The following is a 15185-nucleotide window of genomic DNA, read 5'->3' on the forward strand; positions in this document are numbered from 1 at the left end:
TTTGAGTTAGACTGGCTTCTATGGCTGCAATATCCAGTACCCCATCACAGGCCAGTGCTGCTGCAACATTATAATGTTGACTGCCTTCTAGCTTATCGATTAACCACAGCCGTTGTTGTGAAAATGACGCTGGGATCGCACCACTGCGATCTATACTGGTAATAGCAACCAATTTCTCTTGCTGGGCACGGAGTAGCGCTATTAATTCTTGTTTGTTTGCTGTTAATTCAGCTTTTAACTCAGCACTTAACTTGCCTGACTTCTTTTTAAAACGCAGCTGTCCCTGCTCGTCGAGAAATAATGTGACACCTTGTAGGCGCGCTTTCTTTAGAATTTCTAGCACCATTATAATACTCCCTCATCTTCAAATTCGTCATTCTCTGCATCGACTGCTTGTAATGCGAATAGTTGCTCAATCAACTCTGCTTGTTGGCGGATAGTCTGATATTGAAATAATTGGTTCATTTGTGTTACGCACGCAAACTGCTTCTGTAGAGCAGCGCTTAATGACATGACAAGCAGAGAGTTACCTCCAGCTGCGAAAAAGTTACAATCTATACTCGGTGGTTGCTCAAGTCGAAGTACCTGTTGCCAGATAGCTACCAATTGCAATTCAAGATCGGTATTGGCCGCAACAAACTCTTTTGAGTCCTGCATGGGTGCCTCGGGTAGCGCTTTGACATTAATTTTACCGTTTGCACTCAATGGTAGCTCAGGCAAGTCAATCAATTGCGCAGGGCAAAGGTAACTAGGAAGGTTTTGTTGTAGCATCAGCAATATCTGTGACAAAGTGATATCTGGGTCTATATTGGACTGGTTAAGCACAACATATGAGACTAAGCGCCTATGCTCTTCCTCTCCTGCCATTACGGTAACACCTGCCTTAACCTGAGGTAGCATAAGCAACTGCTGGTTTACTTCTCCCAATTCGATACGAAAACCATGTAGTTTCACTTGATCATCAATGCGACCCACATAGTATAAGCTGCCGTCATACTGTTGCCGAACAAGATCACCGGTACGGTATAATCGCTCTCCAGGCTGAAATGGGTTGTGAACAAAACGCTGAGTAGTCAACCCCGGTTGGTTAAGATAGCCATTCGCGAGACAGCGCCCTCCAATGTGCAATTCACCTACAACACCAGTTGGTACTATCTGCATTGCTTTGTCTAATACATATAGCTGGGTATTTTCCATAGCGTAGCCAATAGGGAGCGAATCAGCCTGTCCTAGCTCAAAATCATTTAGCCGCGCGATACAACAACCCACAACGGCTTCGCTTGGTCCATAATGATTGTATATGGTGGCATTTGGAAAGGTATGAGTTAATTGGGCGAAAAGCGATACCGGAAACAACTCACCGCCAATCACAAAGACATGCTGACTTTGACATACCTCATCACCCATAATGAACATTAACGCTCTGGCATGCATAGGTGTTAATCGCAACAACAAAGGCTGAGTACTTGGTCGCGCAAGTCGCTTGGCAAGCTCGGTTAAAACCTCATCATGGTGACCACTTAGGTCAACCGTCCCACCGCATAATAATGGTAGAAGTAATGCAGGCAAACTAATATCAAAGCCGTAAGACGTCACCAAGAACGAGCCTACTAACTCAACGTCATAATAATTCTGCAAAGCAAACTGGCAGTAATCAAGCAATGCCCGGTGCGAAACCTCAACCCCTTTAGGTTTACCTGTTGAACCTGATGTATAAATAACATAAGCGGGGGTTTGAGCTTGGTAAACTGAACTGCTTGGCAGACTACTATACTCGTGAAACAACCAATCGCTAAGCGTTAGATCCGTCACCTGGCATGGTTGACTTTGCCAGCGCGCCCAATAGGCTTGTGAAATGAGTGCCATATCAAGCTTTGCATCGTTAACTATGCTATTGAGACGCTCCCCTCGGTTTGACAAATCAATCGGAACAAAACAAGCATTAATTTTCAAAGAAGCGAGAATTGCGACCAATATTTCAGGACCACGATCAAGGTATAAGCCAATTCGGCTACTTTCCCCGACTTGTTGTTGACGCAAGTAGTTGGCCAGCTGCTCTACTTTTTGGGCCAACACTTCATAACTGAACTCCTGCTCATTATAGCGCGTAGCGATAGCCTTAGGGTGAGCTGCTACTTGCTGATAAAATAATGCTAATAAGGATGTATCGCGACCTTTAAGGTTAACAACACCACACTGCTGCGAACGCTCACTTTGTTTCGTAGTTAACTGTAATTGCCCAAGTGCGACTTCAGGGTTGGTCAGCGTTTGAGCCAGTACGTGCTTTACGCTATTCACAACGTTTTGTATCGCTACCGCTTCAAATAGACTCGTATCATAATCAAACTGCAATAACAGCTTTCGCTCGTGCTCTATAACACGCAATGAAAATTCAAACTTACTTTGCTGATCACTAAACTCGATGGGCTTAAGGTGTTCGGTAAAGGTGCTTTCATCTGAGACTAGCGCCTTTTGATACGTAAACAGAACCTGCACCAAGGGGTTATAGCTCGTAGTGCGCTGTGTCGTAAGCTGCTCAACTAGCCACTCAAAGGGCGTCTCTTGATTGTCTAAGGCGGCAACATCAGTACTTTTTACTTGTTGTAGGTAATCACTAAAGCAGCACTCAGATTGATAATGAGTACGCAGCACCAAGGTGTTAACAAATAAACCAACCACGCTGTCAAAATCTTTGTGCGGTCGATTAGCCACTGGCGTTGCAATAGCATAATCATCACTGTTGTTATAGCGGCATAGTACGATGCTCAAAACAGCGTGTAAGTACATAAATGCTGTCGTATTAGTCGCTGATGTTGCTTTTTTCATTAATTCGAATAATTCACCCTCGACATCTATAGTCATGGTTTGGCTTTTATGTGCAGCAAACTTCCCACGGGGCTTATTCAGTGGCAATGAACTTAGCATGGGCATATCACTTAGCTGCTCTAACCAATATTGATTTTGTCGCGCTAACCGCTGCTGCTGAGCTTCACTGTGCTGCCATAATGCATAGTCAGCGTAATCGACTGTGGGTGCAACTAGTTGGTGTGCTTTCCCCTGCTGATAAGCCTGATACAGCGAATAAAACTCTTGAGCAAGCAACTCCATAGACCAAGCATCTGTCGCAATATGGTGGACACAAATTAGCAAGTAACAACTTAGCCCTGTCGTAACATAAGTTGCTCTGATCGGAATGGATGTAGCAAGTTCGAAGGGGAGTTGCGCTAATGCTTTTAGTCGCTCGTCGACTGCGCTTTGGGCGCATAGCTGCTGTTCATTTAGCTCGGTAATAGTAAACTTAGGTCGTGAGACCACGACTTGCGTTATTTCTTCTTCCTGAGTACGGTAAATCGTGCGTAATGCTTGGTGACGCTCTATCAACTCATTCATAACTTGAGTAGCCAGCGCAAGGTTAAACTGTTTGCCAACTTGGAAAAGCAAATGCATGTTGTAGTGCGTACTTTTACCATCGTGAAGCTGATCGATAAACCATAAACGGCGCTGTTGTAATGATAATGGCAATGACTGTTGTGATTTTTTACGTCTCGGAATAACGTGCTGCTGACTTGTTTGCTTTTCATCAATCAACCGACTCAACGCCGCGATAGTATTATGTTCAAAAATATCTCGAAGCGACAAAGTGGAATTGAATTTAGCGTTTAATTCATTTACTAACCGTAAACTTAATAATGAGTGACCACCAATATTAAAAAAGCTGTCATGAACTGAAATATCAGAGTTAAGCCCGAGTATTTGTTGCCAACTCTCCATCACACTGTGTTCACTCTCCGACTCAGCTGGTACAAAATCAATATCTGCAACCACATTCAAGTTAGCTAGCGCTGACTTATCCACTTTGCCATTTGGAGTTAGAGGTAAAGCAGAGACACACTCTATACGGTCAGGGATAAGATAACTTGGGGCACGCATAGCGAGTATATGGCGCCACTGTGATACGCTCTGCTGTTTATCTTTGCATGTGGATGAACACACAACAAATGCGACCAATAATTCGGTTTGACTGCGACATTGTTTAACCACCGCCACTTGCTGACAATCCGCGAACTCGCGAATTAGTCGTTCAACTTCTCCAAGTTCAATACGATGTCCTTTTATTTTGACCTGATCGTCGTTACGGCCAACATAGATGAGCTCACCCGTGTCCTGCCAACGAACCAAATCGCCGGTTTTGTATGCCCTAATAGGTGTCGTTAAAAAGGACACTTCCACAAATCGTTGCTGCGTTAGCTCCGGACGATTTAAATAGCCTGGTGTCACTCCTTCACCAGCAATTAATAGTTCACCCACAGCACCATGTGGCATTAGCTGTTGAAATTCATCCACAACGTAAACTTGAGTGTTCGCGACAGGGACACCTATCGTGACAGCTTGTGGTTTCACTTTAGCCGCACAAGACCACACCGTACATTCCGTTGGCCCGTACATATTAAACACTCGCTCAGGCAGAAGCGCACAAAGTTGCTGAGCAAGGTCATCACTCAGAGCCTCTCCACCAACCAGTAGCAATTCCAGCTGCTGTAATGCATCTCGACCCGAGTCACTGTGTAGTAATTCACGTATATAGCTAGGCGTCGCTTGAAAGTGTGAAACTTGGTGTTGAACGATTAACTGAGCAGGATCCCAATCGTTCTCAAAACGTTGTGCCAACATATTCGTTTGACAATCGTGCTGTATAAAGCGTTCTTGAATTGTTGCTACACAAGATAACTGCTGCGGTGTGATGGAGGCATGTTGTTGAGACGTGTAAATAACTACAACTGCATTAAAGCCCATCTTGCCAAAGAGAGCTAACTGCGCCAGAGCCATATCACTATCTTCAAGCGTGCAAAGCGCTCCCGTTTGTTCATTGCATTCGCTAACGGGCAGATAGAGTACTCTGCTGCTAGCCGCTTGCTGAATAGTGTTAAATGCCGCAACTTTTGTTGCTAGTTCTGAAAGCTCGCTTCCTTGATATAGCACCGAAAGTCCAGCTCCGCTTCGCGCCGCCTGCTCATATTCTTGCTCTGTGGCTCGACAGTTTAAGCCGAGGTTTTCAGTATCAGAATGTAAGCAAGAAACTCGATCACCAACATAGCTTGAAAACTTCGCAACAGATAACTCTTTTGCATCGAGTAATGCCATATCTGATTTGCATAAATGCACCTGTGCGAGCTTTTCACTTGCGATACTCTGTGGTCGCTCTGGCTGGATGATTACCTTAGCTCCAGAGGCTAAGCTCCAGAATAGCTCGAGCACAGAAATATCAAAGCTAATGCTCGTGCTAGCTAACCAGGTTATATCTGACGAGTTGCTTGGTAGCGATGTGCTCATCGCGGTAAAAAAGTTAAGTACGTTTCTGTGGCTCACTTTGACGCCCTTTGGCTTGCCCGTGGAGCCACTCGTATAGATCACATATGCCAAGCTATCTGAGGTGAGTTGATTAGTATAAGAAACGGGGTTTGTCGACGCCTGTAAGTCTAGGTATTCAACCAAGTGAAGTGCAGCTGATACATTGTTACTGAATAATGGTTGTAACGATTGCGTCAAAATTAAGTGCTTTAATTCGCTATCTTGAACAATATAATTCAGCCGCTGTGGTGGGTAGCTGGGATCTAAAGGCAAATAAGCACCACCAACTTTTAAAATAGCCAACATATTAATCAGCATAGATAAAGAGCGCGGTTGACAAATCCCAACTAAATCTCCAGGCCGGATCCCTCTTTGATACAACTGTTTAGCAACACATTCAGATTGCGCATTTAACTGTGCAAACGTTAAGTTTTCATTGTTAAAACAGACAGCTACTTTATCGGGCTGCGTAACACTTTGGTATTCGATGGCATGTTGCAGTAACCCCTCACTATCAAACGCTTGCGAGGTACAATTTAGCTGTTGCAACAAATAGTCACGTTGAGATTCTGGTAACAAGTTGTAGTGATAACAAGCTTGTTGTTCAGAATCGATGACGCCATCAACCAATTGTGCAAATTGCGCCATCATCTGCTCGATATATTGCTGATGAAACAACTCAGTACGGTATTCGACTGTAAGCTGCAGACCCTCTGATTGTTCACGTGCATGCCAAGTCAATTCATACTTAGCTACCGATTCTGAGTGTAACTGTGGTGTCATGGAAAACGGCAAATCGCCAAGAGGTAACGCTTCGTTCGCCGTATTGTCCAGAATCAACATGATTTGAAACAACGGGGAATAATTCAAACTGCGTTCAGGAGCTAGCATTTCGACCAGTTGTTCAAATGGCGTAGCTTGGCGGGACAATGCCTCTAGGTTAACTTTCTTTACTTGTTCTAAGAACGTCCCAAAACTCTGCTTAAGAGAGCACTCCACTTTTAACACTAGGTTATTTATAAAAAAGCCCACAACGTTATCCAACTGCGGGTGACTACGATTTGCAACCGGGGTTCCAATAACCACTTGCGAATGCTGAGTATGACGGCAAATTAACAGACTCAATAAACCATGCAATACCATAAAAAGCGTCGCATTGTGTTTGCCCGCAAGTTGCTTTAAACCATTCAACTGTTTCTGATTCAATAGCCATTGCAGATTGTTTCCAGCAAACGTTTGCTGATTACTTCTCGCTTGATAAATGGGTAACTGATGGACAGCATCAATATCTGCAAGCTGTGTAAGCCAATAATCTAGGTGCGCTTTATGCTCATTCGATGCAAGTTGTTCATGGTGCCACGCGGCATAATCACTGTATTGAATATCGATCACAGGAAGCGCTTCAGTATCAACACCCAGCTTTTGTTTATAAATAGTAATAAAGTCGCGTAATAGAATATTCATCGACCAAGCATCTGTCGCGATGTGATGTGTAGTGAGGAGTAACGTGCCGTGCTGCTCACCTCGCTTGACATAAGTCCCGCGCAACAGACAATCTCGACTTAGATCGAATGGTATGGTTGCATTTTCTAATCGCACAGTCTCAAGTTGATACTGCTGCTCAGCGATAGACTTTCCAGTCACATCTAGTAATACTAGTTGAAAAGCTTCTTGCGTTAACTGTAGCTGTGGTTGAGCATCTATTGTGACAAAATTCATAAGTAATGCCTGATGACGCTCTAGTAACTGAGTCAAGGCATACTCAGCAATATCGACATCAAACTGGCCGCAGATATCCAACGCAAATGGCATATTATACTGAGCCTGGTTGCTTTCAATCTGCGACAATAACCACAACCGCTGCTGCGCTACAGAAAGCGGTTTAACCATATCCGTCTCCAGTCGCTTAATTGGTTCAAGCGCTAGATCTTCACTTTTCTGTATAAACTTAGCCAAGTCACGAATAATTGGGTGATTAAAAATATCTTTTAACTGTAGTTTCTTACCCAGCTGTGTACTCACATGGTTGATCAACCTAACCGCTAACAGTGAATGTCCCCCCATTGCAAAAAAGTCACTGTTAGGCGCAATATCTGTTCGTGATAACAGCTGCGTGCAAATATCCAGCAACTGCATCTCAACCAAGCTCTCCGGAGCAAGTCGTGAAGTTTGTTGCAACGTTTTGGGATCAGGTAATGCCCGTCGGTTAACTTTACCATTACGACTTAGCGGAAAGTCATCAAGCGCAATATAGCAATGCGGTCTCATGTACACAGGTAGCCTAGCAGCGGCAAGGCCTTCTAGCTGGTTGCGCACGGTCTCAACATCTTCATGTTGAGGCACAAAATAACACACAAGATACTCATTTTCTTGGTTTCTATTAACGTGTGCGATTAATCGTTGAACACCATCACAGCCCTCCAAAAGCGTTTCAATCTCGCCAAGTTCAACTCGATGCCCACGAATTTTAACTTGTTGATCATTACGACCAATAAACTCCAACCGCCCTTGACTATTCCAACGAACTAAATCCCCTGTTTTGTAGTAACGTTCGGACGAGCCGCTCTTTAAAACATCTACAACAAAACACCTAGAGGTTAACTCTGGCCGTTGCCAATATCCCTTCGCCACACCGGTACCTGCAATCCACAATTCGCCGATGCCTCCGGGTACTTGAAGTTGCTGTTGTTCGTTTAATACCAGCAACTGAGTATTGGTCATTGGCAGACCTATCGGTACAGTGCCGTTTCCTGACAATGGTAAATCATTGAATGCATGTATGCAGCAACCCACGACAGTCTCTGTTGGACCGTAATGGTTATATAACAAACTGTTAGGAAACGTATCACCTAATGCTAAAGCTACTCTTTGCGATAGGGCCTCACCACCTATCACCAATACACAAGGGGCAGTGATCACTTGGCCCTTGAGCGCATCGAGTAAGGCCTGACAATGGCTAGGAGTTAATCGCAATAATACCCCTTCAAGCTCAAGTTGCTGTAATTCGTTCAGCAAAGCAAAAATCACATCATCTTGTGGCAATAATGTCACACATCCCCCATGTAATAAGGGTAAGTAAAGACTAGGTACACTGATGTCAAATGCCGGCTCAGTAACGAGTAGAGCCCCCACGAGATGGTCTTGGTAATAAAAATCACTGGCAAAGGCGCAATACTGCTGTAATCCCAACTGAGTAATTTCAACTCCCTTGGGTTGACCAGTAGAGCCTGATGTATAAATTAGATAAGCACTATCACTTAACTGAGTTGGCGGTAGCGAAGATGGTGTAAACTCACTTAGCCAGTCTGGCGTTAAGCAGTCATCCATCAACATTACATCATACCCTTCGCTAGATACTGTTTCGAGAAGTGCACTTTGGGTTATCAATAGTTCGGCATCAACATCTTTTAATACATATTCCAACCTTGTCTTACCACTCGATTTATCTAATGGGATATATACGGCTCCCGCCAACTGTACTCCGATAAGGGCGACTAATAGCTCCACACTTTTAGGCAGTAATAGCGCAACATGATCACCATGACCTATTTCTTGTTCTGATAGGCAGCCAGCTAAATTTTTCGCTTTGGCAATTAATTCGCCATAACTTAGTGTCGTATCACCTGCTCGAGCTGCGATTCGTTCCGGTGCACTCTGAGCCTGAATTAATATCTGCTGTACAATGGGAAGTTCTGTATCAGTAACTTGCTGCTCACCTGTTCCCATTGATAGGAGCGATTGTCTTGTTTCTTCACTCAACAACGAAGGTAATGATTGATTAGATTGGTGTTCAGGCAACGCAGTTAGCAATTGCACCATAGCTGTTGATAACCGCTCCACTGTCACTTGGTCGAATAATTCACTTTTATAATTCCAGTCAAGGATTAGGCTTCCTTGCTCTTCAAATATGCTAAGATCCAAGTCATAACGCACAGCTCCCTCTCGCAACGGTAAAGCGCGAACAATCAAGTCCGTCAATTCAAATTGAGATTGTTGATAATTTTGTAGTACAAACTTGATTTGGGCTAAAGGGTTGTAGGCTAAATTGCGGGAAGGCTGCACAGCCTCTACGACTTGGTCAAAAGGTACCTCTTGATGACCAAAAGCCTGCTGTACTCGGCTTTTATTTTTAGCTAAAAATTGCCAAAAATCACCATCTTCAGGGATCTCCGAACGCAGCACTATTGTATTGAGAAAGCAGCCGATCAAGGACTGAACTTCCTCTCGTTCTCTTCCCGCCACAGGTGTCGCCATCACAATATCATCACTACCACTAAATCGGCCTAAAACAAAAGCAAATGCAGACTGCAATAAGGTAAAGAGCGTCACATTGTGGCTTTTTGCCAGCTTGACTAACTGCTCGCTCAGTTTCTTGCTCAAAGGAACTTGCATTTGTTTAGATGTAAAATTTTGCTGTTTAGGGCGTGGTCTATCGAGTGGTAGGCTATGTACCTCTGGAGCTTCGGCTAAATAGTCATGCCAAAACTCTAATTTCTGTTCAAGTACTGGCTGATCTAAATGTTGCTTTTGCCAATAGGCATAGTCAGCATACTGTATTGGTAAAGCAGTTAACTGCACTGACTGGCCAGTCGCTAACTGGTGATAACTGGTCACAAATTCTGATGACAGCACTTCCACTGACCAGCCGTCTGCTGCAATATGGTGAACAGCGAAAAGTAAGCAATGCTGTTTGGCATGACGTTTAACAAGCGTTACCCGCAATACTAATTCAGCACTCAAGTCGAATGAGTAACGTGACTCTTTAGTTATCAACTGTTGTAGTTTAGTCTCATATTCTGCGGCAGAAAGCAGGCTATAGTCTTCTTGAAACAGAGGTATCTCAAAGTCTTGATGTAAAAACTGCAGCGTTTGATTTTGCTGCTCAACGTAACCACACCGGAGCACTTCGTGACGGTTGATTATTTCAGCCAAAGCCTGACTAACCTTATCAACTCGCAACTCACCTTCTAACTCGAATGCTGCAAAAATATTATATTCGCTACTCTCGCCACCACCAAGCTGGTGTATAAACCACAATCTCGCCTGCGCCAAAGACAAAGGTAGATACTTACTGTCAGGACGAGGAGTGATAGCACTAACTTTAGGACGTTGGATACTATGTTGTAGATACTGGATAATATCGTCTTTGTGTGCAGAAATTTCATTCTTTAGCTCAGAGGTCAACGCTCCTTTTGGCGCCGTAAATTTTAGCTTTTGCTCTTCAAGATAAAGTTCGATCCCTGCAGCTAGCGCTTTTTTTATTATTTTTTGAACCATTAAAATTCTCCAGATTCCATATCTTCCGCAAGCTCAGCCTCGGTATTTGCGCCAGTGTTTTTGTTAGCCAGTTCAACAGCTAATGCAATCTCAGCTACGGTTGGATACGTGAATAAAAACAGCAGTTCCAGCTGTACACCGAAACCGTTTTCTATCGCATTTTTAAACGCGACCAGTGAAATAGAACTACCTCCAAGCTCGAAGAAGCTATCATGCACTCCTGGGGAAGTTTGTAACCCCAAAGTCAGTTGCAATATATCCACAAGCTTCTCTTCTAGTTCATTGCTCGGCGCCATATAGCGACTATCACTATGCGCAATGGGGGTGGGTAAATTAGCTTTGTCAATTTTGCCATTATTTGTTAACGGCAATACGTTGAGCACAGCCCACCGACTAGGCTGCATATAATGAGGCAACCTATGCTTGAGCCACCCCTTCACATCACTGATAAGGTCACTATGATCTTGGCAACTGTGACTAACCAACCAAGCGTCAAGGTGCTGATGCTGTTTAGTGGTATTAAGCAGCACTACCGCGCTATCCAACCGCTCATGCTGAGCTAAGTTTTGCTCCACTTCAGGCAACTCAACACGGTAACCTTTATATTTGACTTGAGCGTCTCTGCGACCTAAAAACTCAATGTTTCCGTCATTACGATATCGAGCAATATCTCCAGTGCGATACATTCTTGAACCAAGATCTTGCTCCAGCAAATCTGCAAAAAATACCTTTGCCGTTAACTCATCTTTGTTCCAATAGCCTCGACTGACTTGATTTCCACCAATATAAATCTCTCCTTTTACACCAGGAAGCTGTAGTTGTTGCTGATTATCGAGTATATAAATACGGTTATTCGCATCCGCTTTGCCAATAGCCAAAATTTCACCATAATAGCCATCAGGCTTTATCTCTAAGTGCGAAACAGTGACGGTGGTTTCAGTTGGACCATAAGAGTTAACTAACTTTGGAAGCTTCCCTTGATGTGCAAACCAGCGCTCAACACAGCCAGCCTGTAACCCTTCACCACCAATAATGACTGTTTCCAGCATATTAGGTAATGACATAGTAGGCGCCTGCATAAGTTGATGGAAAAATGCCGTTGGCAAAGTGATTAGATTGATACGTTGCTGTTCACAAAGCGCCCAAAATGTTGCCGTACTCGATAGCCAGGTATCGTCTCGTAGTACCAACGTCCCACCTGTCATTAAGCTGCCAAATATCTCCTCAATGGACATATCAAAATTTACAGCACTAAATTGCAGTATGCGTTTAGTCGAGTCGAGTCGGTAGCGGTCTATAAAGCCTTCGACAAAAGCAGCTAAATTTTGGTGCTCCACCATCACGCCTTTAGGGTTACCGGTGGATCCTGATGTATATATTAGGTACACCAGTTGCTGTGGGGCGATGCAGATTTGGGGCGCATTCGGTTCATGATCTTGGAATATTGCGTGATCTTCACTTAAATTCTGTATCACATAATCGGATTCTGCTTGTTTGTAACTCTCATGGTCATCACCCTCAGGTAATAACAAAAGCTTTGGTTTACTATCGGCCAAAACATAAAGAGACCTAGCTTTTGGCTGCGCTCTATCCAGCGGCACATATGTCGCACCAGCTTTCATAACCGCGAAAATAGCGACCATAAACATTGCCGATCTTGGCAGGCAGATTGCTACTCGATCTTCTGTTGTAATTCCCTCTTGTAAGAGATAATTTGCGAGCTGATTTGAGTGGGATTCTAACCAAGCATAAGTATACTCCTTGCCATTATCTACTATGGCAATATTATCGGGGAACCGAACAGCATTATTCGATAACCGCTGAGGCATCAACAAAGTTGGAGTAGCTTGCAATACGCTTTGAGGCCGACCAAGTAAACGCCTCTTATCATCATTAGACATAAGTGATAACTCGGCAATGGTTGCATTAGGTTGCGTTACAAAAGCCTTTAAGATATTTAAGAAATACTCGCTCCATTTGGCAACATCACTAGAGTGGTAAAGCTCATTTAGAAACTCTATATGGCAATCTAAGCCATGTTCTGTTTGCTCTGCAGTTAACACTAAATCAAATTCTGAATGACCATTCGTCCGTATCAGTTCATTCATTTCGAGAGCAGGTATCTGCGCAGCCTCATACTTATTGTGAAGTGCTAACAATGTTTGGAATACGGGATGCTGATATGAACTTCTTGGCGGATTCAAACGCTCAATTATTTGCTCCAACGGAGCATCTTGATTGGCAAAAGCAGAAGTGCTTTTCTCACTCACATGAGAAAACAACTCGATAATAGTCATCTCCGACTGTAATTCAACTTTCAAGACAACGGTATTGACGAACAGTCCAATTAGATCAAAGCAAGCCGCATGCTGCCTCCCAGCAACAGGGAGTCCTATCTGTAATGACGAGCTGCCGGTAAGCTTAGCTAGCAAAATAGCCCATGCTGAACTTAACAGCATATTGAGTGTTATCTTTTGATCTTTTGCTATCAGTTCTAATTCAGAGCTAAAAGAAGGCAATAAAGAAAAACTGACTTTGCTGGTACTACCCCTAAGTTTTTCTATTGTCCCGGTGTCACTAGGCAGTTTTAAATCTTCACCACGCTCGGCTAACTCAGTAACCCAGTAGTCTAGCTGTGACTTGAGCTTTTGTTGCTGCTGACTTGCCAGCTGCCAATCAGCATAATCACTATACTGAATAGCTAAAGGAGGAAGTACCGCTGCCTCCCCTCTTTGCAACCCTTGATAAAGTGCCGCAAACTCTCGATGCAATATCTCTACCGACCAACCATCTGCGATGATGTGGTGAAGACTGATCATCAGCACCGCTTCCGTTGCACTTTGCCTGACCAAACTCGCTCTAAATAGTTGCCCTGCTGTTAGGTCAAAACCTCGCTGTCCTTCTTCTGCTTGTAGTGCCCGTATCTTATGCTGCTGTGTTGCAGGCGCTAGTGATGTTAAATCGTAATGCTGTAAGACAAACCTGACCTCACTTTCCACGACTTGCCTAGGCTCACCTTCATGGCTGATGAAACGGCTTCGCAATATATCATGCCGTGCAATAATGCCTTGTAATGCCTGCTCTATATAGTCAGCTGCTATTACTCCTCGCAGCTGTAATGTTGAACTCATCACATAATGCGCACTGCCAGGTTGCATCTGTTCAATAAACCACAAACGCTGTTGCGCATATGACAAAGCCGCCGGCTCTGAACTGCTTCGTTTTGTGATCAATGTTTGTTGTGAGTGTTCCGCTGCGTCTATTGTTGCCGCTAGGCTAACTAAGTCTGGCTGAGCAAATATGTCGCCTAAACCTAGCTCTACTGCAAACGTTGAGCGGATCTCAGCTTGTAGCTTTACACTTAATAAGGAATGCCCACCTAGCGCAAAAAAGTGTTGTTCTAGACCGATATCCCCCGCTTCTATCCCCAACAATTCAGCACATATTTGTACCAATCGTCGCTCTGTTTGACTTGTCGCAGTTATTCGTTTCGTTGCTTGCTGATGTGGACTAGGTAGCGCACTGCGGTCCACTTTACCGTTTGGCGTCAATGGTAAACGCGGTAATGTCACAACCTGTTTTGGTACCATGTATTCCGGTAAGACAGTCGCCAATTGCTGCTGTATGTCACCATGACTGTCGTCTTTGTCACTGACAATATAGGCAACTAAACGGCTCTGCTCCTCTTCGCCCACTACCAGCACCACCGCTTCTCTAACACTTGGTAGCGCTAATAATTGCTGCTCTATTTCCCCTAATTCAATGCGGTGACCACGCACTTTAACCTGGTGATCGGCCCGACCAATCACTTCAAACTCACCTGACACCGTCAATCTGGCCAAGTCTCCCGTCCGATATAATGGTCGTGCTGTGCCGTCTGGGGCAATTCCTGTAATAAAGCGAGTCGCAGTTAACGCCTCTTGGCCGAGATAACCTAAGCTGACTCCCTCTCCACCTATATATAATTCTCCAGTACAGCCATGCGGTTGTAGTTGATAACTATCACTCAGCACATAAAGTTGAGTGTTTGCAATTGCCCGACCAACTGTCACCTGCTCGGAAGTTACTTTACTGGCTGCTGACCAAACTGTCGTTTCCGTCGGCCCATATAAGTTCCATAAAACCTCACCTTGCGCCTGCAATGCTTTACTGAGGTGATTATCAAGAGCTTCCCCGCCACATAAAATTGTTAAACCTGATATGGGCTGCCAGCGCCCTTCCGCCAGTAACATTTTCCAGCTTGCGGGGGTTGCCTGCATCATATTGATATCACCTCGGTGTAAGCGTGAAATCAACGCTCCCGGGTCCCGCCGCATCGCATTATCCGCTAAGTGTACCGTCCCCCCAACTAACAAAGGTAGAAACAACTCTAGTACATGAATATCAAAGCTAATGGGAGTCACCGCAAGTAACTTAGTATCTGAACTCGCACTCAATAACTCTGCCATTGCCGTTAAAAAATTCACGACATTATGATGGCTTACCATCACTCCTTTAGGTTGGCCTGTGGAGCCTGACGTATAAATAACATAAGCGCATGCTCCACTTTCAAGACGCTC

3 protein-coding genes are annotated in these 15185 nt (G+C 44.2%); all 3 read right to left on the minus strand.

The window, feature by feature from the left end:
• Positions 1 to 346: hypothetical protein (locus L1271_RS24145; protein WP_235368992.1), on the minus strand; the 346-nt coding region annotated here is incomplete at its 3' end.
• Positions 346 to 10626, minus strand: coding sequence for a non-ribosomal peptide synthetase (locus tag L1271_RS24150; RefSeq protein WP_235368993.1), 10281 nt, complete (start codon positions 10624 to 10626; stop codon positions 346 to 348). The genes L1271_RS24145 and L1271_RS24150, both read right to left, overlap by 1 nt.
• On the minus strand, positions 10626 to 15185 hold a 4560-nt coding region (locus L1271_RS24155; protein WP_268833164.1), incomplete at its 5' end, for a non-ribosomal peptide synthetase. The genes L1271_RS24150 and L1271_RS24155, both read right to left, overlap by 1 nt.

This window comes from Pseudoalteromonas sp. OF5H-5, from assembly GCF_021530695.1.
Classification (GTDB): Bacteria; Pseudomonadota; Gammaproteobacteria; order Enterobacterales; family Alteromonadaceae; genus Pseudoalteromonas.

Coding starts and splice junctions, on each gene's coding strand:
- L1271_RS24150 (WP_235368993.1), bottom strand. CDS start 10,626: ATGGTTCAAAAAATAATAAAAAAAGCGCTAGCTGCAGGGATCGAACTT.